Annotated in this window: 22 protein-coding genes and 1 tRNA gene; 10 read left to right on the forward strand and 13 right to left on the reverse strand. The window is 68.5% G+C overall.

Annotated features, from left to right (window positions below; genetic code table 11):
- Positions 1-95: 95 nt before the first annotated feature.
- A complete protein-coding gene (locus ABT170_RS06080; RefSeq protein WP_329944696.1) occupies positions 96-452 on the forward strand; it encodes a DUF6344 domain-containing protein in 357 nt (118 codons plus the stop codon).
- Positions 453-893: 441 nt separating this feature from the next.
- Here ABT170_RS06080 and ABT170_RS06085 read toward each other — a convergent pair.
- The 9 genes from ABT170_RS06085 to dnaA all read right to left on the reverse strand — a co-directional run bounded on the left by ABT170_RS06085 (position 894) and on the right by dnaA (position 13905).
- Positions 894-967: transfer RNA gene (locus ABT170_RS06085), tRNA-Ile, on the reverse strand.
- Between the two features lie 70 nt (positions 968-1037).
- Positions 1038-1646: a DUF3566 domain-containing protein gene (locus ABT170_RS06090; RefSeq protein ID WP_329944697.1), complete on the reverse strand. Its 609-nt coding sequence runs from the start codon at positions 1644-1646 to the stop codon at positions 1038-1040.
- 93 nt (positions 1647-1739) lie between these two features.
- Positions 1740-4367, reverse strand: a complete 2628-nt coding sequence (gene gyrA / locus ABT170_RS06095) for a DNA gyrase subunit A (protein WP_266922191.1) — start codon at positions 4365-4367, stop codon at positions 1740-1742.
- Positions 4368-4413: 46 nt separating this feature from the next.
- A complete protein-coding gene (gene gyrB, locus ABT170_RS06100; protein WP_329944698.1) occupies positions 4414-6483 on the reverse strand; it encodes a DNA topoisomerase (ATP-hydrolyzing) subunit B in 2070 nt (689 codons plus the stop codon).
- A gap of 499 nt (positions 6484-6982) precedes the next feature.
- On the reverse strand, positions 6983-7513 hold the full coding sequence (locus ABT170_RS06105) for a DciA family protein (RefSeq protein WP_329944946.1): 531 nt from the start codon (positions 7511-7513) through the stop codon (positions 6983-6985).
- Between the two features lie 74 nt (positions 7514-7587).
- The gene (gene recF, locus ABT170_RS06110; RefSeq protein WP_329944699.1) at positions 7588-8748 is read right to left on the reverse strand and encodes a DNA replication/repair protein RecF; all 1161 of its coding nucleotides are present in this window, start codon (positions 8746-8748) and stop codon (positions 7588-7590) included.
- Between the two features lie 46 nt (positions 8749-8794).
- Positions 8795-9673 (reverse strand): phosphogluconate dehydrogenase (NAD(+)-dependent, decarboxylating), encoded by an 879-nt coding sequence (gene gnd / locus ABT170_RS06115; protein WP_329944700.1) that lies wholly within the window; start codon positions 9671-9673, stop codon positions 8795-8797.
- Positions 9674-9813: 140 nt separating this feature from the next.
- Positions 9814-10944, reverse strand: a complete 1131-nt coding sequence (gene dnaN, locus ABT170_RS06120; protein WP_329944701.1) for a DNA polymerase III subunit beta — start codon at positions 10942-10944, stop codon at positions 9814-9816.
- A 1137-nt stretch (positions 10945-12081) separates the two neighbouring features.
- Positions 12082-13905, reverse strand: coding sequence for a chromosomal replication initiator protein DnaA (gene dnaA / locus ABT170_RS06125; RefSeq protein WP_329944702.1), 1824 nt, complete (start codon positions 13903-13905; stop codon positions 12082-12084).
- A gap of 381 nt (positions 13906-14286) precedes the next feature.
- Between dnaA and rpmH the strand changes: the two genes are divergently transcribed.
- The 9 genes from rpmH to ABT170_RS06170 all read left to right on the forward strand — a co-directional run bounded on the left by rpmH (position 14287) and on the right by ABT170_RS06170 (position 21199).
- On the forward strand, positions 14287-14424 hold the full coding sequence (gene rpmH, locus ABT170_RS06130; protein WP_003967884.1) for a 50S ribosomal protein L34: 138 nt from the start codon (positions 14287-14289) through the stop codon (positions 14422-14424).
- Between the two features lie 18 nt (positions 14425-14442).
- Positions 14443-14814 (forward strand): ribonuclease P protein component, encoded by a 372-nt coding sequence (gene rnpA / locus ABT170_RS06135; RefSeq protein WP_266922185.1) that lies wholly within the window; start codon positions 14443-14445, stop codon positions 14812-14814.
- Positions 14811-15170, forward strand: a complete 360-nt coding sequence (yidD, locus tag ABT170_RS06140; protein WP_266922184.1) for a membrane protein insertion efficiency factor YidD — start codon at positions 14811-14813, stop codon at positions 15168-15170. The genes rnpA and yidD overlap by 4 nt, the downstream gene beginning before the upstream one ends.
- Positions 15171-15173: 3 nt before the next feature.
- The gene (yidC, locus tag ABT170_RS06145) at positions 15174-16442 is read left to right on the forward strand and encodes a membrane protein insertase YidC (RefSeq protein ID WP_329944703.1); all 1269 of its coding nucleotides are present in this window, start codon (positions 15174-15176) and stop codon (positions 16440-16442) included.
- 14 nt (positions 16443-16456) lie between these two features.
- On the forward strand, positions 16457-16969 hold the full coding sequence (locus tag ABT170_RS06150; RefSeq protein WP_266922182.1) for a Jag family protein: 513 nt from the start codon (positions 16457-16459) through the stop codon (positions 16967-16969).
- A gap of 109 nt (positions 16970-17078) precedes the next feature.
- On the forward strand, positions 17079-17795 hold the full coding sequence (gene rsmG, locus ABT170_RS06155) for a 16S rRNA (guanine(527)-N(7))-methyltransferase RsmG (protein WP_266922181.1): 717 nt from the start codon (positions 17079-17081) through the stop codon (positions 17793-17795).
- Positions 17796-18116: 321 nt separating this feature from the next.
- Positions 18117-19193 (forward strand): ParA family protein, encoded by a 1077-nt coding sequence (locus ABT170_RS06160; protein WP_323179595.1) that lies wholly within the window; start codon positions 18117-18119, stop codon positions 19191-19193.
- Positions 19190-20278, forward strand: a complete 1089-nt coding sequence (locus tag ABT170_RS06165) for a ParB/RepB/Spo0J family partition protein (RefSeq protein ID WP_329944704.1) — start codon at positions 19190-19192, stop codon at positions 20276-20278. The genes ABT170_RS06160 and ABT170_RS06165 overlap by 4 nt, the downstream gene beginning before the upstream one ends.
- A gap of 303 nt (positions 20279-20581) precedes the next feature.
- Positions 20582-21199, forward strand: a complete 618-nt coding sequence (locus ABT170_RS06170) for a GNAT family N-acetyltransferase (protein ID WP_329944705.1) — start codon at positions 20582-20584, stop codon at positions 21197-21199.
- 80 nt (positions 21200-21279) lie between these two features.
- Here ABT170_RS06170 and trxA read toward each other — a convergent pair whose 3' ends face one another.
- From trxA to sigM, 4 genes are all read right to left on the reverse strand, one after another.
- Entirely contained in the window at positions 21280-21612 is a 333-nt protein-coding gene (gene trxA / locus ABT170_RS06175; RefSeq protein WP_329944706.1) for a thioredoxin, read from the reverse strand.
- A 43-nt stretch (positions 21613-21655) separates the two neighbouring features.
- The gene (gene trxB, locus ABT170_RS06180; protein WP_266922177.1) at positions 21656-22627 is read right to left on the reverse strand and encodes a thioredoxin-disulfide reductase; all 972 of its coding nucleotides are present in this window, start codon (positions 22625-22627) and stop codon (positions 21656-21658) included.
- Between the two features lie 115 nt (positions 22628-22742).
- Entirely contained in the window at positions 22743-23726 is a 984-nt protein-coding gene (locus ABT170_RS06185) for an RsmA family anti-sigma factor (protein ID WP_351864444.1), read from the reverse strand.
- Positions 23723-24427, reverse strand: a complete 705-nt coding sequence (gene sigM / locus ABT170_RS06190) for an RNA polymerase sigma factor SigM (protein WP_351864447.1) — start codon at positions 24425-24427, stop codon at positions 23723-23725. Before sigM ends, ABT170_RS06185 begins: the two co-directional genes overlap by 4 nt.
- Between the last annotated feature and the right edge of the window lie 5 nt (positions 24428-24432).

Raw genomic sequence — 24432 nt, forward strand, 5'->3', positions numbered from 1 at the left:
CATCGGCGCAGCGGGGGCGTCGGTCCCCGAAATCGCGAGCCGGATCCACATCATCAGAAAGGTAAGCAAACCGGACCACCTGAAAGCGAGGGGCCATGAGCGCCTTCAAGGTCAAGAGCATCTGGACCGCCTTCATCACCGCCTTCTTCGCGATCCTCGCGTCGATGGGCCTCGTCACCGCCCCCGCCGCGGCGGCGCAGCCGACGAGCACGAACCAGGAGCACACGGGTGCGACCGCGGCAACCGCGACCACCCCGTCGGTGCGATGGACCCTTCCGCGTGACAGGGCGCTGCCACCCACGATGAAGCAGCGCATCCGCGCCGAGGCGCACGGCTCCTCACCGGCCACCCGGCACCTGTCCGCGGACACCATGGACGTCCCGCACTCCGTGGACGCGGCCCGCACCGGCCACACGGCCCCGGCCGGCGACTCGCCCCTGCCGCCACCCTGACCCCACCGCGGCACCCCACCGCCGCCCCCGCACCCCAGGGCCCCTGGTCCGGTTCACACCGGCAGGGGCCTTCTCCATGCCCGCCTTCTCCATCCCCGTACACACACCGGAACCGGCGCACCGGGCGCCGACGGGCCGAACCGACGCCCCCGGAACCGGGAAGCAACTCACCGGGCCCGCCCCCCTCCTGGCGGACCGGAAGCCGGCGGTACCGCCGTACCTCGTACCGCGGGCGGCCCGCACGCCGGGCAGAAGAGCAGTTCCCTCTCGCCGGAAGTCCCCCGGGCCGTCGGATGCCCCCCGGGCGGTCGGATGTCCCCCGGGCCCGTCGAATGTCCCCCGGGCCGTCGTGCGTCCCCGGACGCGCGCCCCCGTGACCTGAAGGAACCGGGACACGAAGAAGGGCGCCTCCCCTGAGGGAGACGCCCTTGCTTCTTGCTGTGGGGCTAACAGGATTTGAACCTGTGGCCTCATCCTTATCAGGGATGCGCTCTAACCAACTGAGCTATAGCCCCGCCGCGCGCTGCGCTGACTTCTGAAGATTAGCGCACGTCGGGGCCAGTCCCAAAATCGATACCCGGCGGGCTACTCGTCCTCGGCCAGAGTGAGCTCGACGCCACCCACGAAGCCGGCCGACAAGTTGTAGATGAACGCGCCCAGCGTCGCCAGCGCGGTGGCCAGAACCACATCGATCACCGCGATGACCGAGGTGAAGATGAGGACGCGCGGCAGCGACAGGAACGACTGGAGATCGAAGCCGTTGCTCTCGTTCGAACCGGTGGCCTCACTGATCGTGCCGCCCACGGTCTCGAAGACGCCCATGGCGTCCATGACCATCCACAGCACCGCCGAGGCGACCACCGTGCAGATACCCAGGGCGATGGAGAGCAGGAAGCTGACCTTCATCACCGACCACGGATCGGCCTTCGCCACCCGCAGCCGCGCCTTGCGGGTACGCGGAGTGGTCCGCGCCCCCGTGCGCGGCAGACGCGTCGCCTGCGCGCCGCCCACACCCTGTGCACCGCCCTGTGTGCCGCCGCGCTGCTGGCCCCCTTGTGTGCCGCCCGAGGGCGACGGGTACGCCTGCGGCGGGTGGTACGGCCCCGCCGGCCCCGTCGCGGGCTCACGCTCGCCGGGCAACGGCCCGGTCGCGTAACCCTCGTACTGGGGCTGAGGCCCCCGAGTGTCCGTCACAGTGCCCCCTTGGGAGTCCGTGGCAGGGCCACGGGCACCGTTCGCTCCTGCTCCGGAAGCGGCCGAACCGGCGCCCGTGGCTCCACTCACGCTCTACTCCTCGTGCTCCCCGGTCGAAGGCTCCGTGCCCTCGACAGTGCCCTCGATCACGCTCTCCGCGTGCGCTCCGGCCGCCTCGCCCTCGGCGTCATCGGTCCCATCGACCTCTTCCGCCTCGCGACCGGCCTCGGCGTTGCGCGCGATGCCGACGACGGCATCACGCTTGCCCAGATTGATCAGTTGGACGCCCATGGTGTCACGGCCCGTCTCCCTGACTTCATTGACTCGCGTACGAATCACACCACCGCCGAGTGTGATGGCGAGGATCTCGTCCGTCTCCTCCACCACCAGCGCTCCGACGAGCGAGCCCCGGTCCTCCACGATCTTGGCGGCCTTGATGCCCAGACCGCCGCGGCCCTGGACGCGGTACTCGTCGACGGGAGTCCGCTTCGCGTACCCGCCGTCGGTTGCAGTGAACACGAAAGTACCGGGCCGGACGACATTCATCGAGAGCAGTTCGTCGCCCTCGCGGAAACTCATCCCCTTGACACCCGAGGTCGCACGGCCCATCGGGCGCAGCGCGTCGTCCGTCGCGGTGAACCTGATCGACTGGGCCTTCTTGCTGATGAGCAGCAGATCGTCCTCGGCCGACACCAGCTCCGCACCGATCAGCTCGTCGTCGCCGCCGTCCGCGGTCTCCCGCAGGTTGATCGCGATGACACCGCCGGAGCGCGGCGAGTCGTAGTCCTTCAGCGCGGTCTTCTTCACCAGACCGCCCTTCGTCGCCAGGATCAGGTACGGCGCGGCCTCGTAGTCACGGACCGCGAGGATCTGGGCGATCTTCTCGTCCGGCTGGAAGGCCAGCAGGTTGGCGACATGCTGCCCGCGCGCGTCACGGCCGGCGTCCGGAAGCTCGTACGCCTTCGCCCGGTAGACACGGCCCTTGTTCGTGAAGAACAGCAGCCAGTGGTGCGTCGTCGACACGAAGAAGTGGTCGACGATGTCGTCCTGCTTCAGCTTCGTACCGCGGACACCCTTGCCGCCGCGCTTCTGCGAGCGGTAGTCCTCGGTCTTGGTCCGCTTGATGTAGCCACCGTGCGTGATGGTGACGACGATGTCCTCCTCGGCGATCAGGTCCTCGATGGACATGTCGCCGTCGAAGGGAACCAGCGCGGAACGCCGGTCGTCACCGAACTTCTCGACGATCGCCGCCAGCTCCTCGCTGACGATCTGCCGCTGCCGCTCCGGCGAGACGAGGATCGCGTTGTACTCGTTGATCTTCGCCTGGAGCTCGTCGTGCTCCGCCGTGATCTTCTGGTGCTCCAGCGCGGCCAGCCGGCGCAGCTGCATCTCCAGGATCGCGTTCGCCTGGATCTCGTCGATCTCCAGCAGGCCCATCAGGCCCTCGCGCGCGACCTCGACCGTCTGGCTGCGCCGGATGAGGGCGATGACCTCGTCGATGGCGTTCAGCGCCTTGAGCAGGCCGCGCAGGATGTGCGCCCGCTCCTCCGCCTTGCGCAGCCGGAACCGCGTACGCCGGACGATGACCTCGATCTGGTGCGTCACCCAGTGGCGGATGAACGCGTCGATCGACAGCGTGCGCGGCACCCCGTCGACGAGCGCCAGCATGTTCGCGCCGAAGTTCGACTGAAGGTCGGTGTGCTTGTACAGGTTGTTCAGTACGACCTTGGCGACCGCGTCACGCTTGAGCACGACGACCAGGCGCTGGCCCGTGCGCGAGGACGTCTCGTCCCGGACGTCCGCGATGCCGCCGACCTTGCCGTCCTTCACCAGGTCGGCGATCTTCTGCGCGAGGTTGTCGGGGTTGGTCTGGTACGGGAGCTCCGTGACGACCAGGCACTGCCGGTTCTGGATCTCCTCGACCGCGACGACCGCGCGCATCGTGATCGAGCCGCGGCCGGTGCGGTACGCCTCCTCGATGCCCTTGCGGCCCACCACGAGCGCCCCGGTCGGGAAGTCCGGGCCCTTGATCCGCTCGATCAGCGCGTCCAGGAGCTCCTCGTGCGAGGCCTCCGGGTGCTCCAGGTACCACTGCGCACCGGCGGCGACCTCGCGCAGGTTGTGCGGCGGGATGTTGGTCGCCATCCCGACCGCGATGCCCGCGGAACCGTTGACCAGCAGGTTCGGGAAGCGCGCCGGCAGGACCGTCGGCTCCTGGTTGCGGCCGTCGTAGTTGTCCTGGAAGTCGACGGTCTCCTCGTCGATGTCCCGGACCATCTCCATGGACAGCGGCATCATCTTGCACTCGGTGTACCGCATGGCCGCGGCCGGGTCGTTGCCCGGGGAACCGAAGTTGCCGTTGGAGTCCACCAGCGGCATGCGCATCGACCAGTGCTGCGCGAGGCGGACCAGCGCGTCATAGATCGAGGAGTCGCCGTGCGGGTGGTACGTACCCATGACGTCACCGACGACACGGGCGCACTTGTAGAAGCCCTTCTCGGGGCGGTAGCCGCCGTCGTACATCGCGTACAGCACCCGGCGGTGCACGGGCTTGAGCCCGTCCCGTACGTCGGGCAGCGCACGCGAGACGATCACGGACATCGCGTAGTCGAGGTAGGAGCGCTGCATCTCCGTCTCGAGCCCCACGGGCTCGACACGCATGCCCACGCCTGCGACGGCGGGCTCCTCTTCGGGCGTGACAGGGGTGTTCTCGTCGGCCATTGCTGGTCAAAGTCCTTTCGAGCTGCGGCTTGCTTGTACGGCCGACTCAGATGTCGAGGAAGCGGACGTCCTTGGCGTTGCGCTGGATGAACGAGCGCCGCGCCTCGACGTCCTCACCCATCAGCACCGAGAAGAGGTCGTCGGCCTGCGCCGCGTCGTCCAGCGTGACCTGGCCGAGCACCCGGTGGTCGACGTCCATCGTCGTGACGCGCAGCTCCTCGGCGTTCATCTCGCCGAGACCCTTGAAGCGCTGGATCGAGTCTTCCTTGATCCGCTTGCCGTTCTGCTTGCCCAGATTCACGAGCGCGTCCCGCTCACGGTCCGAGTACGCGTACTCGAAGTCGTCACGGCCCCACTTGATCTTGTAGAGCGGCGGGCGCGAGAGATAGACGTGCCCCGCCTCGACCAGCGGCCGCATGAAGCGGAAGAGGAACGTCAGCAGCAGGGTGTTGATGTGCTGGCCGTCGACATCGGCGTCCGCCATCAGAATGATCTTGTGATAGCGGAGCTTCTCGATGTCGAAGTCCTCGTGGACCCCGGTACCGAACGCCGAGATCAGCGCCTGGACCTCGGTGTTCTGGAGGATCTTGTCGATCCGGGCCTTCTCGACGTTCAGGATCTTGCCGCGGATCGGCAGGATCGCCTGGTACATCGGGTTACGGCCCGACTTCGCCGAACCACCGGCGGAGTCACCCTCGACGATGAAGATCTCGCACTTGGTGGGGTCGTTCGACTGGCAGTCGCTCAGCTTGCCCGGCAGCGAGGCGCTCTCCAGGAGCCCCTTGCGGCGGGTCAGGTCACGGGCCTTGCGGGCCGCCACCCGGGCGGTCGACGCGGCGATGCCCTTGCGGATGATGTCCGCGGCCTCGTTGGGATTCCGGTCGAACCAGTCCGTCAGCTGCTCGTGGACGACCTTCTGCACGAAGGTCTTGGCCTCCGTGTTGCCCAGCTTGGTCTTCGTCTGGCCCTCGAACTGCGGCTCGCCCAGCTTCACCGAAATAATCGCCGTCAGGCCCTCGCGGACGTCCTCACCGGTGAGGTTGTCGTCCTTCTCGCGCAGCAGCTTCTTGTCGCGCGCGTACCGGTTGACCAGTGAGGTGAGCGCCGCCCGGAAGCCCTCCTCGTGCGTACCGCCCTCGTGCGTGTGGATCGCGTTGGCGAAGGAGTAGACACCCTCGGTGTACTGAGTGTTCCACTGCATGGCGATCTCGGCCGAGAGAAGACGCTCCTTGTCCTCGGCCGCGATGTCGATCACCGACTGGTGAATGACGTCGCCCTTGCGGGAGTTGAGGTACTTCACGAAATCGACGATGCCGTTTTCGTAGTGGTACGTGACCGATCGGGCGGTCTCCTCCTCGGCCGGCTCGACCGCGTCCGCGCTGTCCGCGCCCGCCGTCGCCTTCGCCGACTCCCGCTCGTCGGTGAGCTTGAGGGTGAGGCCCTTGTTGAGGAACGCCATCTCCTGGAAGCGGCGCGCGAGGGTCTCGAAGCTGTACTCGGTGGTCTCGAAGATGTCCCCGTCGGCCCAGAAGGTGACCGTCGTGCCGGACTCCTCGGTGGCCTCGTGCTTGGCCAGCGGGGCGGTCGGGACGCCGAGCTTGTAGTCCTGGGTCCAGCGGTGGCCGTCCGTCTTGACCTCGACGGAGACCCGCGTGGACAGGGCGTTGACGACGGAGACACCGACGCCGTGCAGACCGCCGGAGACGGCGTAGCCGCCGCCGCCGAACTTGCCGCCCGCGTGCAGCACGGTCAGCACGACCTCGACGGCGGGCTTGCCCTCGGACGGCACGATACCGACCGGGATGCCACGGCCGTTGTCGATCACACGCACCCCGCCGTCGGCGAGGATCGTGACGTCGATGGTGTCCGCGTGGCCCGCCATCGCCTCGTCGACCGAGTTGTCGACGACCTCCTGCACGAGGTGGTGCAGGCCGCGCTCACCGGTCGAGCCGATGTACATGCCAGGTCGCTTGCGGACCGCGTCCAGCCCTTCCAGCACGGTGATCGCGCTGGCGTCGTACGAGGCGGTGACCTCGCCCGGCTCACCGGCTGTGGACGGAATGTTCTCGTTGGGGTTGCCGGAATCGGCCACGAAGCGCCCTTTCTGGCACAGCACAGGCCGTTCTCCGGACAGGCGGGAGCGGCTGCGTCGTTCGGCTTGTATCGACGAATCCCGCACAGGAGCGGGATTGTCCATCAGTCTACCGGTAGCGCCGACATGAATGGGGGTTTGCCGGTACCTGAGTCCGCATGTGCCGCCCTGAATGAGCGGCTGACGACTCCCCATATTCAGGATGGGGCCCCAAGAGGCCCTGGCGGGCATTGAGCGCTTCGGCCTGTCAACCTCCCACTACGGTGAGGGACGCCCCGGCCCCACGGCCCGGTCTCCACCCCCGCACAACGGGCCGACCCGACCCCCGCGCACCCGCCGAATCACAGCGAAAGCCCAGCTCAGCGAGGTGCCACGACGGTTCTCCACAACCGCTCGGCAGGACCGGAGACGGGCCCGCGGACACGGCCGGAGACCGCGGAATCCCGGCCGCCGGGACGCCGGGGCGCCCCTGCGCACGGCGAGCACCCCGGCCACGCCCGGCCGGAACGGCGGGACGCGCGGCTCAGCCGTACGTATCCCCGGGGCCCGTACTTCCCGGCGCCCGCAGAGGACCGAACCCGCGCCGCGGCCCCCCCGGCCCCAGCACCTTGATCATCCGGACCGTGCCCTGCCCCAGGTCCTCGTTCAGCCGGGCCACCAGCCGCGGAGCCAGCAGCCGCAGCTGCGTCGCCCACGCCGTCGAATCGCACTGCACGGTCAGCACCCGCGCGTCCGGATCCTCGTCGTAACGCAGCGGCACACAATGATTCGCCAGATCGTCACCGACGATCTGCGGCCAGCGCCCCATCACACCGCCCACGGCCGCCGGCGTCTCCCAGCCCCGCTCGGTGATCAGCCGGTTGATCGCCGACCCCAGCGGCAGCGGATCACGCCCGTCCGACCGCGCCCCCGACCGCAGCCCGCCGCCCCGCCTGGCCTGCTTCTTCTGCTGCGCCGCGGCGCCCCGCGCACGGGCCTGCTCCTTCGCCGCGCGCAGCGCCACCCGCGCCAGGTCCACCCCCGACACGTCCGGCGGCTTCGGCGCCCCGCCCATGCCGCCGCGCGACGGCTCACCAGCACCGCCCCCGGCCGTCCCCGGCGAACCCGCCGGGTCCCCGTCCCGGCCGGTCATACCCGTTCCACCTCGCCGGCGGTCACCGCGTACCGCGTCCCCGCCAGCACGCCCGGCACATCGTCCTCCACCGCCGCCGTCACCAGCACCTGCTCCCCCGGAGCCACCAGCTCCGCCAGCCGCTCCCGGCGGCGGGCGTCCAGCTCGGCGAAGACATCGTCCAGGACGAGCACCGGCTCATTGCCCTCGGAACGCAGCAGCTCGTACGAGGCGAGCCGCAGCGCCAGCGCGTACGACCAGGACTCGCCATGGCTCGCGTAGCCCTTCGCGGGCATCCCGCGCAGCCCCAGCACCAGATCGTCCCGGTGCGGGCCCACCAGCGTCACACCGCGCTCGATCTCCTGCTTGCGGACCCCCGCGAGCGCCGCCATCAGCTGCTCGTACAGCTCCTCGCGCGTATGCGCCCCCGCCGCCCCGGGCCCGGCGTCCGCTCCGGTACCCACCTCGGGCCCCACGGAGCTGCGGTACTCCAGCGCCACCGGACCGCCGCCCGGCGCCACGTCCCCGTACGCCTTGTCGGCCAGGGGCTGGAGCGTCGCGATCAGATCCAGCCGCTGTGCCAGCAGCTCGGCGCCCACCCGGCCCAGATGCTGGTCCCACACATCGAGCGTCGACAGGTCCATCGACCGGCCACCGTGCCTGCGCGCCATCGCCGCGGACTTCAGCAGGGTGTTGCGCTGCTTGAGCACCCGCTCGTAGTCGGAGCGGACCCCCGCCATCCGCGGCGAGCGCGCCGTGATCAGCTCGTCGAGGAACCGCCGGCGTTCGCCGGGATCGCCCTTCACCAGGGCCAGATCCTCCGGAGCGAACAGCACCGTCCGTACGATGCCCAGCACGTCACGCGGTCTGACCTGTGAGGACCGATTGATCCGGGCACGGTTGGCGCGGCCCGGGTTGAGTTCGAGCTCGATCAGCTGCGAGCGCTCGCCCTGGGTTACCGCGGCCCGGATGACGGCCCGCTCCGCGCCCATCCGCACCAGCGGCGCGTCCGAGGACACCCGGTGGCTGCCGAGCGTCGCGAGATAGCCGACCGCCTCCACCAGGTTGGTCTTGCCCTGGCCGTTGGCCCCCACGAACGCGGTGACGCCCGGGTCGAGCGGGACCTCGACCCGGGCGTACGAGCGGAAGTCGGCCAGTGAGAGATGGGTGACGTGCATCCGCGCCGACCTCCCGACTTTCCTGTTCCGCCGTGTGCTGCTGGGACTACTTCTTGTTCTCGACCGCGTGCCCGCCGAACTGGTTGCGCAGCGCGGCGATCATCTTCATCTGCGGGGAGTCGTCCTGACGCGAGGCGAACCGCGCGAACAGGGACGCCGTGATCGCGGGCAGCGGCACCGCGTTGTCGATCGCGGCCTCCACCGTCCAGCGGCCCTCGCCCGAGTCGGCGGCGAAGCCCCGGAGCTTGTCGAGGTGCTCGTCGTCGTCCAGCGCGTTGACCGCCAGGTCGAGCAGCCAGGAACGGATGACCGTGCCCTCCTGCCAGGAGCGGAAGACCTCACGCACGTCGGTGACGGAGTCGACCTTCTCCAGCAGCTCCCAGCCCTCGGCGTAGGCCTGCATCATGGCGTACTCGATGCCGTTGTGGACCATCTTCGCGAAGTGGCCGGCGCCGACCTTGCCCGCGTGTACGGAGCCGAAGTCACCCTCGGGCTTGAGGGCGTCGAAGACCGGCTGGACCTTCGCGACGTTCTCGGCGTCGCCGCCGTACATCAGCGCGTAGCCGTTCTCCAGGCCCCAGACACCGCCGGAGACGCCGCAGTCGACGAAGCCGATGCCCTTGATGCCCAGCTCGACGGCGTGCTTCTCGTCGTCCGTCCAGCGGGAGTTCCCGCCGTCCACGACGATGTCGCCGGGGGACAGCAGCGCCGACAGCTCATCGATCGTGGACTGGGTCGCGGCACCGGCCGGGACCATCACCCACACGACCCTCGGGCCCTTCAGCTTGCCCACGAGCTCTTCGAGGCTCTGGACATCGGAGACGTCCGGGTTGCGGTCGTAACCGATGACGGTGTGGCCTGCGCGGCGGATGCGCTCGCGCATGTTGCCGCCCATCTTGCCGAGGCCGACGAGACCGAGCTCCATCAGAGATTCCTTAAGCGTTGTGCCGATTCGTACCCAGGGCCGAGCCTACGCCCGGCCGGGGACAGAACGGCGGGCATGCTCAGCGCTGAGCGTGCCCGCCGGAAACTGCCGTGCGTGGACCGTCTCGCGGATCCGCGAGGTCAGCCGGAGAGGCGGACCGGCATGATCAGGTACTTGTACGCGTCGTCCGCCTCCGCGTCGACGGCCGGTCGGCCGCTGAGCAGGGCGGGCTTGGTGGAGGTCGTGAACGAGAGCTGGGCGACCGGGGAGTCGATCGCGCTCAGACCGTCCAGCAGGAACGTCGGGTTGAAGGCGATCGAGATGTCGTCGCCCTCCAGCACCGCGTCGACCCGCTCCACAGCCTGTGCGTCGTCGCTGGAGCCGGCCTCGAGGATCAGGACGCCCTGCTCGAAGCTGAGCCGCACCGGGGTGTTCCGCTCGGCGACCAGCGCCACACGTTTGACGGCCTCGACGAACGGCGCGGTCTCGATCACCGCGACCGAATTGAACTCGGTGGGGAAGAGCGTCCGGTACTTCGGCAGATCGCCTTCGAGCAGTCGCGTCGTCGTGCGGCGGCCCGCGCCCTCGAAACCGATCAGCCCCTCGCCCGCACCGGATCCGGACAGCGCCAGTGTCACCGTGTCGCCGCTGGTCAGCGCCTTGGCCGTGTCCAGGAGCGTCTTGGCGGGCACCAGGGCCACGGCCGAGGCGTCCGCGTTCTCCGGCTTCCAGTGGAACTCGCGGACCGCGAAGCGGTAGCGGTCGGTGGAGGCGAGGGTGACGGTGTCGCCCTCGATCTCGATCCGCACACCGGTCAGGACGGGCAGCGTGTCGTCACGGCCGGCGGCGATGGCCACCTGGGCGGCGGCGGAGGCGAAGACCTCACCGGGGACGGTGCCCGTCGCGGTCGGCATCTGCGGCAGCGCCGGGTACTCCTCCACAGGAAGGGTGTGGAGTGTGAACCGCGAGGAGCCGCAGACGACGGTGGCCCGCACACCGTCGGTGGAGATCTCCACCGGCCGGTTGGGCAGGGCACGACAGATGTCGGCGAGCAGACGGCCGGAGACGAGCACCGTGCCGTCCTCGTCGATCTCGGCGTCCACCGAGACCTTGGCCGAGACCTCGTAGTCGAAGCTGGAGAAGCTGAGGGCCCCGTCCTCAGCCTTCAGCAGAAGGCCCGCGAGAACGGGCGCCGGCGGCCGTGCCGGGAGGCTGCGGGCCACCCAGGCCACCGCCTCCGCGAGTACATCGCGCTCCACCCGGATCTTCACCGGAAACCGCCTCCTGCTGTTGCTCGCTCGCCCTGCTGGCCTTCGTCGTCTGGATGGGGTCTCCCCGCCGATGGGCTGGGGAGGACGCCGGGGTCCAGTCTGACGTACGGCACCGACAGTCGTTGCTGCTCGGGGTCAAGTCGCGCCAAGAGCGTCGCGGCACTCGCCGGTCGAGTTGTACACAGGCCCCACTTCGAAGCGGATCCCTGGCTAACTCTGAGTGGTAGTAGTAGTAGGCCCTGTGGAAACCGTGGATAACGTCGTTTGCGCAGGTCAGAGCCGGTTTTTTATCCACTGCGCCTGTGGGTGCAGCAGTGGACAACCAGGCGCTTCTGTGGACACAGAAAAGTTCTGCACACCCGATGCACAGGAGGGGGCCACTTCTCCCCAGACCTGTCCCCAGCTTTACCCATGTTCCCCACAGCCCAACCGACCCTCTTGGTGTGACGCCTTTCACTCTCGGCGGTGAAAGGGCATGTTGGGTTGCCGAACAGTGGACAGGGCTGTGGAGAAGCTGGGGACAACACCGATCCGCCTGTGGGCCGACGGTGGACAACCTCGGAGGCTCCCTGTGGGCCAAAACTTTGTCCACAGGCTGTGGATCATTGTTGACCACAAATCCCCAGGCACCTGACCTGGTCTGATGGAGTATCGACAGCTGCCCCTGTGGACGCAATATGGACAACTTCGTGTTCCCCAGGCTGTGGACGGAAGATTCCTCGCACATCTGTGGAGAAGGGGCACTCGACGGCCCGTATTCGAACAGCGGTGGCGCGAGGGAGGGGCCGGGCCGGGGTTCCGGGGCGCGCTCGGGGCAGGTTTTGAGGCCCTAAAGGAGTTCTCCAGGAGCCCTTCAGCGGCTCTCCTGGGCGTTCCAGGACCCTTCGGAGGAGCCGCTGGAGAGCCTCAGAGGCTTCTCAGCGCCGATCGAGACGCCGCCGGGGCGTCGGCACAGGGGCGCGAGGACGTCCGGCGAGAGTGTCACCACACGTTCCGCTCCGGCGTGTCGAAGAGCGCGGGGCGGGCTGCGGGGACTCGACAGGCGGGGACGGCAGGCACGACGAAAGGCGCCCCGGAGGACCGTGGAGTCCTTCCGGGGCGCCTTTCGTGCGCGCGGCGCGGTGTACGCCGCGCGCGTCAGCCGTTCTTGATGCGGTTGGTGAGTTCGGTGACCTGGTTGTAGATGGAGCGCCGCTCCGCCATCAGCGCCCGGATCTTCCGGTCCGCGTGCATCACCGTCGTATGGTCCCGGCCGCCGAACTGCGCGCCGATCTTCGGCAGGGAGAGATCCGTCAGCTCACGGCACAGGTACATCGCGATCTGGCGCGCCGTCACCAGGACGCGGCTGCGGGAGGATCCGCACAGGTCCTCCACCGTCAGACCGAAGTAGTCCGCCGTCGCCGCCATGATGGCCGGCGCGGTGATCTCCGGGGCCGAGTCCTCGCCGCCCGGGATCAGGTCCTTGAGCACGATCTCGGTCAGCCCGAGATCGACCGGCTGCCGGTTGAGACTGGCGAAGGCCGTCACCCGGATCAGCGCGCCCTCCAGCTCGCGGATGTTGCGCGAGATGCGGGAGGCGATGAACTCCAGCACCTCCGGCGGGGCGTTGAGCTGCTCCTGCACCGCCTTCTTCCGGAGGATCGCGATGCGCGTCTCCAGCTCGGGCGGCTGTACGTCGGTGGTGAGGCCCCACTCGAACCGGTTCCGCAGCCGGTCCTCCAGGGTCACCAGCTGCTTGGGCGGCCGGTCGGAGGAGAGCACGATCTGCTTGTTGGCGTTGTGGAGCGTATTGAAGGTGTGGAAGAACTCCTCCTGCGTCGACTCCTTGCTCGCCAGGAACTGGATGTCGTCGACCAGCAGGATGTCCACGTCGCGGTAGCGCTTGCGGAACGTGTCGCCCTTGCCGTCGCGGATCGAGTTGATGAACTCGTTGGTGAACTCCTCCGAGCTCACGTACCGCACCCGGGTGCCCGGATAGAGGCTGCGCGCGTAGTGCCCGATGGCGTGCAGCAGGTGGGTCTTGCCGAGTCCGGACTCCCCGTAGATGAAGAGGGGGTTGTACGCCTTCGCGGGCGCCTCGGCGACGGCGACGGCCGCGGCGTGCGCGAACCGGTTGGAGGCGCCGATGACGAAGGTGTCGAAGAGGTACTTCGGATTCAGCCGGGCGTGGGGCTCACCGGGACCGGGCGGGGGCGCCGACTGGGCGCCCATCGGGCCGGGGCCGCCGCCTCCGGTACGACCGGGGCCGGGACCGCCCTGGCGGTGCTGCGGCTGCTGCTCCTGCATGTCGTGACGCTCGGGGCGCTGCTCGTAGCCCTGGCGCTCCGGCGGCTGCGAGCGGTAGTCGTGCTGCGGCTGCTGGGGGCGCCCGGTGCCGTACGGCTCGCGCCACGGCTCGGAATGCTGCTCGCGGTCCTGGTAGCCGCCGTGCCGCGGCTGCTGCCAGGAGAGGTCCTCCTGGGTGCGCGGCCAGGCGCCGGGCTCGGGGCGCTGCTGCTGGTAGTCGGGGTAGGCCGGGCGGGCGGTCGGCATGCCGTCGTCCGAGGGCCGGTGCCCGTAATTGTCGTACCCGTCGTTGTGCGGGGAGTCGTCGAGCGGCTGCCCCTGGTAGCGGTGCGCCTGCTGGCCCTGGTGGGGCTGCTGGTGCGACTGGTGCATCGGGGGCGCCGGCGGAGTGGGCGGTTCGCCGGCGGAGTCGTCGACGGTGATCGCGATCCGGATCGGACGGCCGCACTCACGGGTGAGCGTCTCGCTGATGAGCGGCGCGAGCCGGCCCTCCAGGACACGCTTGCCCCATTCGTTGGGGACGGCCAGGAGTGCGGTGTCGGCGACGAGTGCCAGCGGCTGGCAGCGCTCGATCCACTGCTTGTCCTTCGGCTCGATGCCCTGCTGGCCCTCCCCGAGGAGCTGTTCCAGCACTCGTGGCCACACTGCGGCAAGATCGGCAGGTACGTCAGCCACGGGGCACGCTCTCTCGCAGGTCCCACGAATGTGTGGTTCTCGGGACGGGATGGGTCGGGTCGGGTGAGGCCCGGCAGGCGGGAAGGAAAAGAACCGGAGTTCAGCCACGGTAGTCAGGCCGACCCGCGTGGTTCAAGTTGTTGTCCACAGGCTGTGCATAGTGGGGGCCTGTGCGGGGCCGGTTTGACCGGATGGCGTAGCCGCGCGTACCGTGACCAGGTCGAGTTGTCGATGGCTGCTGCCGCCTGCCTCCGATGGGCAAAGATCACGATCTGTGATTGTGAAGCGGTGCACTAAGGCGTTTACGCGAGTTCCTCGTGGGCGCACGGTGACAGCCAGGCGATGTCCCGCCAACACACGAATCATTTCTGGAGCCCCCGAGTGAGCAAGCGCACCTTCCAGCCGAACAACCGTCGTCGCGCCAAGACCCACGGCTTCCGGCTGCGTATGCGTACCCGTGCCGGCCGTGCGATTCTCGCGAACCGCCGTGGCAAGGGCCGCAGCAGCCTGTCCGCCTGATCGCTTACAGGTCATGACGTGCTGCCTACCGAGAATCGGCTGAGGCGGCGCGAGGACTTCGCGACCGCAGTACGACGAGGACGTCGAGCCGGACGTCCGCTACTCGTCGTCCATCTGAGCAGCGGTGCAACGGACCCGCACGTGACTGGGGAGACTGTTCCCCCGCCGCGTGCGGGTTTCGTTGTCAGCAAAGCTGTGGGTGGAGCGGTCGTACGCACCGCCGTGAAGCGAAGGCTTCGCCATCTGGTCCGCGAACGGCTGGCTGAGCTGCCCCCCGGTAGCCTTGTTGTCGTACGAGCGCTGCCCGGATCGGGCGACGCCGACCATGCACAGCTGGCCCGAGACCTGGACGCCGCCCTGCAGCGGCTGCTGGGAGGGGGCGCGCGATGAAGTACCCGTTGCTGGCTCTCATCAAGCTGTACCAGTGGACGATCAGCCCACTTCTCGGGCCTGTCTGCCGTTACTACCCGTCGTGTTCCCACTATGGATATACGGCGATCGACCGGCACGGTGCGATCAAGGGAACAGCGCTGACCGCATGGCGCATCCTGCGATGCAATCCGTGGTCACCCGGCGGTGTGGATCATGTCCCGCCACGCAGGCGCCCGCGTTGGCACGAGTTGCTGCGCAACGCTCTGCGCGGTGGCAAGGGCGGGGACTCCGCCGCTGATGTGCCGCCCGGAGGCTCGGTCCCCGAACCTCCCAGCTCGGCCACAGAGACCTCGCCCAAAGCTCAAGGAGCCTGATTAGTGGACACGATTGCCAGTCTGTTCAGCTTTATCACCACCCCTGTCTCGTGGGTCATCGTTCAGTTCCACAAGCTGTACGGGGCGATCTTCGGTGATGACACGGGCTGGGCCTGGGGCCTGTCCATCGTGTCCCTGGTGGTGCTGATCCGGATCTGCCTGATCCCGCTTTTCGTGAAGCAGATCAAGTCGACCCGGAACATGCAGGTGCTCCAGCCGAAGATGAAGGCGATCCAGGAGCGCTACAAGAACGACAAGCAGCGTCAGTCCGAAGAGATGATGAAGCTGTACAAGGAGACGGGCACCAACCCGCTCTCCTCGTGCCTTCCCATCCTGGCGCAGTCCCCGTTCTTCTTCGCCCTGTATCACGTGCTCTCGGCGATCGCCTCGGGCAAGACGATCGGTGTGATCGACCAGCCGCTGCTCGACAGCGCCCGGCAGGCACACATCTTCGGCGCCCCGCTGGCCGCGAAGTTCATGGACTCCGAGGAGAAGGTCCAGGCGCTGGGCGCCTCGCTGACCGACGTCCGGGTCGTCACCGCGATCATGATCGTGATGATGTCCGCGTCGCAGTTCTTCACGCAGCGCCAGCTGATGACGAAGAACGTCGACCTGACGGTGAAGACCCCGTACATGCAGCAGCAGAAGATGCTGATGTACATCTTCCCGGTCATCTTCGCCGTGATGGGCATCAACTTCCCCGTCGGTGTCCTCGTCTACTGGCTGACCACCAACGTCTGGACCATGGGTCAGCAGATGTACGTGATCAACCAGAACCCGACGCCGGGCAGCAAGGCGCAGGACCAGTACCTGGGACGTCTGCTGAAGAGCGTGACCGCCCGCGGCGAGGTCCGCGGCCGGACGCGGCGCAACACCGTCAAGCGGATCGTCGCCAAGGGCCCGGACCGCAACGACATCGAGCGCAAGTTCATCACCGGTCTGGCCAAGCTGGGTCTCGCGGCCCAGGAGGACGGCACGGTTGCCAAGAGCGACACCGCTGTTGCCGAGGCCGAGGGCGGCGGTGCGCAGAAGCGGCACCAGCCCAAGCGGCAGACCAAGGCGAAGCGGCAGACGGGGGCCGCCACGGCCGGCGGCGCGAAGGACTCCGATTCCGCTGATTCGGGCTCCAAGACCTCGCTGGAGAAGCGCGACGCCTCGCAGGACGACGACAAGCCGAAGGCGGCGGGCAAGCCCGCGTCCGGCTCCTCACGCCAAGCCAAGTCCGGACAGCGCAAGGGCCCGCAGCGGCCCAAGCACCCGTCCAAGAAGTAAGAAGGAGTCCATCCGTGACGGAAGGCACCACCTCCACGGCCGCTGAGGGCAGCAGCGACACCCTGACCCGCCTTGAGCAGGAAGGGGAGATCGCAGCCGACTACCTTGAGGGCCTGCTCGACATCGCCGATCTCGACGGCGACATCGACATGGACGTCGAGGCGGACCGGGCCGCGGTCTCGATCATCAGCGACTCGGCACGTGAACTGCAGAAGCTCGTGGGCCGCGACGGTGAGGTGCTGGAGGCGCTTCAGGAGCTGACGCGTCTGGCCGTGCACCGCGAGACCGGTGACCGCAGCCGTCTGATGCTGGACATCGGCGGTTTCCGGGCCAAGAAGCGTGAGGTCCTCGCCGAGCTGGGTGCCAAGGCCGCGGACGAGGTGAAGACCTCGGGCGAGCCGATGAAGCTGGACCCGATGACGCCGTTCGAGCGCAAGGTCGTGCACGACGCGGTCGCGGCAGCCGGTCTGCGGAGCGAGTCCGAGGGCGAGGAGCCGCAGCGCTTCGTCGTCGTTCTCCCGGCCTGACCGGATCCTTGTACTGTCGGCCCCGTCTGTTCGCAGGCGGGGCCGATCTTTGTCAGCCTGATAGTCAGCCACCCACAGTGCGCTAGTGCGGTACGGAAGGACGGTCCCCGTGACGGAGGCAGCAGAGCTCCCCCAGGCGCCTGAAGAGGCGCAGGCGGTATTCGGAGAGCTCTTCCCGGAGGCTGTCCGGTACGGGGAGCTCCTCGCGGACGCCGGGGTCAAGCGCGGCCTGATCGGCCCGCGTGAGGTGCCGCGGCTGTGGGAGCGGCACCTGCTGAACTGCGCGGTGCTCTCCGAGGTGGTTCCCGAGGGTGTCACGGTGTGCGATGTGGGCTCGGGGGCCGGCCTTCCCGGTATTCCGCTGGCTCTCGTGCGCCCGGATCTGAAGATCACCCTGCTGGAGCCGCTGCTGCGCCGGACCAATTTTCTTCAGGAAGTCGTCGAGCTGCTGGGCCTGGACCATGTGACGGTCGTCCGTGGCCGGGCCGAAGAGGTCCTCGGCTCGCTCCAGCCCGTTCATGTGGTGACCGCTCGCGCGGTTGCCCCGTTGGACCGGCTCGCGGGCTGGGGCGTTCCCCTGCTGCGTCCCTACGGCGAGATGCTGGCGCTGAAGGGCGACACGGCCGAGGAGGAGATCCAGGGGGCCCGTGCCGCACTGAGCAAGCTCGGCGTGGTCGAGACCGAGGTGCTGCACGTCGGTGAGGGTGTGGTCGACCCGCTGTCCACGGTGGTGCGTGTGGTGGTCGGGGAGAGCCCGGGTGGTGTGAGGTTCGCCGCAAAGAGGGCCAAGGCCGCGAGGGTGGGCCGGACACGTCGGCGGCGCTGACGTCCGACCGGTCGCGCGGGGCGGCGATACACGGTTGTCCGTTATCCGCGGTGTGCCTCACTTGTTGGCGTTGCTCCGGTGAAGAGGTCATACGTGCGCGTGCGGAGTGTCGTGGCCTGGTAGTTGGGCTGCGGGGGCATCGTGTTTCACGTGAAACGTCGCTCTCTGCTGCAGGGAATCATCAGCCGCGGTCGTGCGGCTGCCACGCCGCGCGACCGTAAGCCCGTGAGGGCTGCCGGGCCCGTAAGAGCTACCGAGTTGTCCACAGAAGTGGATTCATCCACAGAACAGCGGGCCTCGCTGGTTCACGACCCCGAAAGCATGGCAGGCTCTGTTCATTGCGAGCCTGAAGTCGAGGAGAGTGAATCCTTGCGGTCCGACGCCAACATCGCGGGACCGATGACCGATCCGGTCCCCGGTCCCCGAACCGAGTCCGCGGGGGAGGGTGTTTCACGTGAAACACCGCCGCCGCTGGACGACACACCCATCGGTCGTGCGGCCCAGCTGGCGGTCGAGGCCCTCGGCCGCGCCGGCGAGGGGCTGCCCCGCCCCGACCGCACCCGCGTCATGGTGGTGGCCAACCAGAAGGGCGGGGTCGGCAAGACGACCTCGACGGTCAACCTTGCCGCTTCGCTGGCCCTGCACGGTGCGCGCGTTCTGGTGGTCGACCTCGACCCGCAGGGCAACGCTTCCACGGCTCTGGGGATCGACCACCACGCCGAGGTTCCCTCCATCTATGACGTCCTGGTGGAGAGCCGCCCGCTCTCCGAGGTGGTCCAGCCGGTCCCGGACGTCGAAGGTCTCTTCTGCGCTCCCGCCACCATCGATCTCGCCGGTGCGGAGATCGAGCTGGTGTCGCTGGTGGCGCGGGAGAGCCGGCTTCAGCGGGCGATCCAGGCGTATGAGCAGCCGTTGGACTACATCCTCATCGACTGCCCGCCTTCGCTCGGCCTGCTGACGGTCAACGCGATGGTCGCCGGAGCCGAGGTGCTGATCCCCATCCAGTGCGAGTACTACGCGCTGGAGGGACTGGGGCAGCTGCTGAGGAACGTCGACCTGGTGCGCGGACACCTGAACCCGGATCTGCATGTGTCGACGATCCTGCTGACGATGTACGACGGCAGGACCAGGCTCGCTTCGCAGGTCGCCGAAGAGGTCCGAACCCATTTCGGCAAGGAAGTGCTGCGGACGAGCATTCCGCGCTCGGTGCGTATTTCGGAGGCTCCGAGCTATGGGCAGACCGTGCTGACCTACGACCCGGGATCCAGCGGGTCGCTGTCGTATCTTGAAGCGGCTCGTGAGATCGCCCTGCGGGGCGTCGGGGTGCATTACGAGGCCCAGCATGCCCACACGGGCAGTCAGAACAGCCAGCAGAGCATCTCGGAGGGCATTCAGTGAGTGAGCGTCGTAGAGGGTTGGGGCGTGGGCTCGGTGCGCTGATCCCCGCGGCTCCGCAGGAGAAGCAGGTGCCGTCCCCCGGGACGGCCGGCGCGGGTCCGGTACTGACGGCGGAGCGTGGAGTGGCCGCCGCGAAGGTGACCACCCTTCCGCAGGCTCCGGTGGTGCCGGAACCGAGCTCTCCGGAGGCCGAGCCTGAGAAGACCACCGGGGCGACGGGCTCCGCAGGGGCGTACTTCGCCGAGGTGCCCATCGGGTCGATCACACCGAACCCCCGGCAGCCCCGGGAGGTGTTCGACGAGGATGCTCTCGCCGAACTCGTCACCTCCATCAAGGAGGTCGGTCTGCTCCAGCCCGTTGTCGTGCGGAAGGTGGGGCCGGACCGCTTCGAGCTCATCATGGGTGAGCGTCGCTGGAGGGCCTGCCGTGAGGCGGGTCTGGAGCGGATCCCGACCATCGTCCGGGCGACGGACGACGAGAAGCTGCTCCTGGACGCTCTTCTGGAGAATCTGCACCGGGCTCAGCTGAACCCGTTGGAGGAGGCTGCCGCGTACGACCAGCTCCTCAAGGACTTCAAGTGCACCCATGACCAGCTCGCCGACCGCATCGGGCGCTCCCGTCCTCAGGTCTCCAACACCCTGCGCCTGCTGCGGCTCTCGCCGCCAGTGCAGCGGAGGGTCGCGGCAGGCGTGCTCTCGGCCGGCCATGCCCGTGCGCTGCTGTCCGTGGACGACTCGGAGGAGCAGGACCGGCTGGCCCATCGCATCGTGGCCGAGGGGCTTTCGGTGCGTGCGGTCGAGGAGATCGTCACGCTCATGGGGTCGAGCCCCACGAGTTCACCGAAGTCGAAGGGTCCGAGGGCCGGCGGACGGGTGTCGCCCGCGCTGAGCGATCTGGCATCGAGGCTTTCCGACAGGTTCGAGACCAGGGTGAAGGTCGACCTCGGTCAGAAGAAGGGCAAGATCGTCGTCGAGTTCGCCTCGATGGAGGATCTGGACCGGATTCTCGGCAGCCTCGCCCCGGGCGAGGGGCGGGTGCTGGAGCGCGGAACCGCTGAGGGCTCGGCCGAGGACGACGAGGGCTGAGACCGGCAGGACCTGTGCGGGGCGGGCTGTGTTCCGATGGATTCCGGAACACGGCCCGCCCTTTGCTCTTCCTCGGTATCCGCGGCATCTCTGGGTGGATACGATGCGTTCTGGTATGGCGCATCCACCTTGATCCACCTCGGAGGAGGGCAGGGCCGTGCGAACAGTGAGCCGCAGCCGACTGCTGACTGTCGGTTTGGGCCTGGGGGCCGTCGGAGGTTTCGTCGGCAGTCTGTTCCGCGAACGGAGTGCGCTGACAGCCGCACGTGATGCGGCGGGTGCAGGAAGTGAGGAATCGCCTTCATGGGGCGTCGACTCGTACCGCTCACACTCGACAACCTTCCCGATCTCCCCTCGCGTTGCCGCTCGTGCGTCTTCTGGGAACTTGATCCGGTCAGCGGGGAAGCCGCGGTAAAGGCGGGCAGGCCCGAGCTGGAGAAGGAAGCCTGGATTTCGGCGGTGTTGCTGGAGTGGGGTTCCTGCGGCCGGGTGGTCTATGTCGATGATGTACCGGCCGGCTTCGTGCTCTACGCGCCGCCCGCGTATGTCCCGCGATCGACCGCGTTCCCCACCAGCCCCGTGTCCCCCGATGCCGTTCAGCTCATCACAGGGATGATCCTGCCCGGATATCAAGGACAGGGGCTGGGACGCGTTCTGGTGCAGACGGTGGCCAAGGACTTGCTCCGACGGGGGTTCAAGGCGATCGAGGCCTTCGGGGACGCCCGGTGGAAGAAGCCCGCCTGTGTACTGCCGGCCGACCATCTGCTCGCGGTCGGCTTCAAGACGGTCCGCCCGCACCCGGCGTATCCGCGGCTGAGGCTGGAGCTCCGCACGACGCTCTCCTGGAAGGAGGACGTCGAACTCGCTCTCGACCGGCTGCTGGGGGCTGTGCAGAAGGAGCCGGTACTGCGTCCGCTCTGAACGGACGCCGTTGGGAAACGGAACGGGCCCGCCCCTTGGAGGGGCGGGCCCGTTTCACGTGAAACATCGTGCGGGTGGCGCTACTCGCTGATGAAGCCTTCGAGGTCGCGGAGGATCGCGGCCTTCGGCTTGGCGCCGACGATCGTCTTGGCGACCTCGCCGTCCTGGTAGACGTTGAGCGTCGGAATGGACATCACGCCGTACTTGGCGGCGGTGGCCGGGTTCTCGTCGATGTTGAGCTTGACGATCTCGATCTGGTCGCCGTGCTCGGCGGCGATGGCCTCCAGCGACGGGGCGATCTGGCGGCAGGGGCCGCACCAGGCTGCCCAGAAGTCCACCAGTACGGGCTTGGTGCTCTTGAGGACCACCTCGTCGAAGGTGGCGTCGGTAACGTGCTTCAGGTCGCCGGCCACGGCGGCCTCCTTAGATTCTCGTTGTGGGGTGAGATGAGGAAGATCAGACGGCCGGGGTCTTCTCCGGCTCGGCGAGCTGCTCGTCGGCCAGTGCGGCGAGGAAGCGCTCGGCGTCCAGAGCGGCGGAGCAGCCGGTACCGGCAGCCGTGATGGCCTGTCGATAGGTGTGGTCGACCACGTCACCGGCGCCGAAGACACCCGTCAGGTTGGTGCGCGTAGAGGGCGCTTCGACCTTGAGGTAACCCTCGTCGTCGAGGTCGAGCTGACCCTTGAAGAGCTCGGTGCGCGGGTCATGGCCGACGGCGATGAACAGGCCGGTCACCGGGAGTTCCGAGGTCTCGCCCGTCTTGGTGTTGCGCAGGGTCAGACCGGAGAGCTTCTGCTCACCGCGGACCTCCGCGACCTCGCTGTCCCACGCGAACTTGATCTTCGGGTCGGCGAAGGCACGGTCCTGCATGGCCTTGGAGGCGCGCAGGGTGTCGCGGCGGTGGACGATCGTGACGGACTTGGCGAACCTGGAAAGGAAGGTCGCCTCCTCCATCGCGGTGTCGCCGCCGCCGACCACGGCGATGTCGTGGTCCTTGAAGAAGAAGCCGTCACAGGTGGCGCACCAGGAGACACCGCGTCCGGAAAGCGCGTCCTCGTTCGGCAGGCCCAGCTTGCGGTGCTGCGAGCCCGTGGTCACGATGACGGCCTTCGCGCGGTGCACCGTACCGGCGGTGTCGGTGACCGTCTTGACGGCGCCGGTGAGGTCGACGGAGACAATGTCGTCGGGGATGAGCTCCGCACCGAAGCGCTCCGCCTGTGCGCGCATGTTGTCCATGAGCTCGGGGCCCATGATGCCGTCCTGGAAGCCGGGGAAGTTCTCCACGTCGGTGGTGTTCATCAGTGCACCACCGGCGGTGACAGCACCCTCGAAGACCAGCGGCTTCAGCGATGCCCGCGCGGTGTACAGGGCGGCGGTGTACCCGGCCGGTCCGGAGCCGATGATGATCACATTACGGACGTCGCTCACGGGTTACTTCCTCGTCTCTGCAGACTGCCTACTGCCTACTGGGGCCGGTTCAACGACTCTCACCCCACCCAACGGATCCTACGGGCGATGCATTCCCGACGTGCCGGAGCCGTGCTCAGGAGCGGCTGTAGGGGCGGGTGAGCAGCAGTTGCCCCTTGGCCCCGGGGCCGGCGCCGACGCATGTGGCGGCGACGACATAGGCCTGGACGCGCGTGGTGTCGGTGGCATGCGGGAGGACCACGAGGAAGGCGTCTCTGCCCTGGTAGCGGCCTTCGTCGATGGCGAGGGCCGCGGTGTTCCGGCCGGTGGCCTGCTGGACGCACGGGGGCACGTCCACGGTGGCGGTGCGCAACGGCTTGTCCGGGGCGGTGGCCTCTGTGGCCTCGGGAGAGCCGACTTCGCCGGTCGTCCTGGCGCCGGAGTCCGATTGCTGCTTCTGGCCGCGGGGGCTCTTCGAGGCGGTCGTGGCGCTGAGCAGGTCCTGGACCGTTTCTTCGAGGGTGCCCTCCGAGAAGCTGCCGGCGCTTCTCTTGTCGGTGCCGGCGCTGTGGTCCGCCATGCTGGTCGTCTTGTCCTGCGAGGCCTGGAAGGGCTGGAGGAACAGGACGCCCATGGTGATCACTGCGGCGCCGAACGCCGCGCCGAGGACCGCGGTACGTCGGCGGCGCCCGGAGGCGCGGCGCCCGGGGCCTGTGGGTGCCGGTGGGCGGCCTGCGGGCCGGTCCGCAGGGATGTCGTGGGTGCGCTGTCCCGGCAGGGCTTCCGAGGGCTCGGCGGGATCCGTCTGGCTCTTGGTGGGGGCCGATGTTTCACGTGAAACATCGGCCTCTTCGCCGGGGACGGTGGAGTCGAGGAGGGCCTCCGCGGCCAGAGCGGCGTCGATGCGGCCGGCGATGTCTTCGGGCATCGGCTGGGGGCCCGGGAGTGTGCCGAGAAGGCTGCGGATCTCCTCCAGCGAGGTCCGTACATCTGCGCAGAGCGCGCAGCCGTCGACATGCCGGCGGACCTCCGCCGTGCGGGAGGGGGGAAGAAGTCCTTCGGTGAGGTCGGAGATCTCCGAGACATCGGGGTGCTGAGCCGTGTCGGCCGTGGATGTCATGCGCGCCCACCTCCTCCCTTCACTGCCGCGGGATCACTCGTTTCCGAGTCCCTTGGTCCCGATGCCGATGGGACGGATGTCCCGGGCGTCCGGTTCCTTCCCACGGAAAGGCTGCCACTATCCCCGACATCACCGCGCAGATGGGTGACAAGGGGCGCCAGTCTCGCCCGCCCGCGTGCGCAGCGGCTCTTCACGGTGCCGGTCGGTACGTCGAGGATGCGGGCGGCTTCCGCGACGGGGTAGCCCTGCATGTCGACCAGGACGAGCGCGGCGCGCTGTTCGGGCGGCAGCGTGGTGAGGGCGGCCAGGAGCTGGCGGTGCAGATCCTGACGTTCCGCGGGTGCCTCGGCGGACTCGTGGGGCTCCAGGAGCTGATCGAACCGTTCGGCGTCCTCGACCGGTGCCGTTCTGCGCGAGGCGGCCTTGCGGGCGCGGTCGAGGCAGGCGTTGACGGTGATGCGGTGCAGCCATGTCGTGACGGCGGACTGACCGCGGAAGGTGTGGGCGGCCCGGAAGGCGGACACCAGGGCGTCCTGGACGGCGTCGGCCGCCTCCTCGCGGTCCCCGAGGGTGCGCAGTGCCACGGCCCACAGCCGGTCGCGGTGGCGGCGTACGAGCTCACCGAAGGCGTCCGGTTCGCCTGCTACGTGCTGGGCCAGGAGATCCTGGTCGCTTGTGTCGGCGAATCTGGCGTCGTCCAACGGTG

The sequence above is a fragment of the Streptomyces sp. NPDC001787 genome, from assembly GCF_040297465.1.
Lineage (GTDB): Bacteria > Actinomycetota > Actinomycetes > Streptomycetales > Streptomycetaceae > Streptomyces.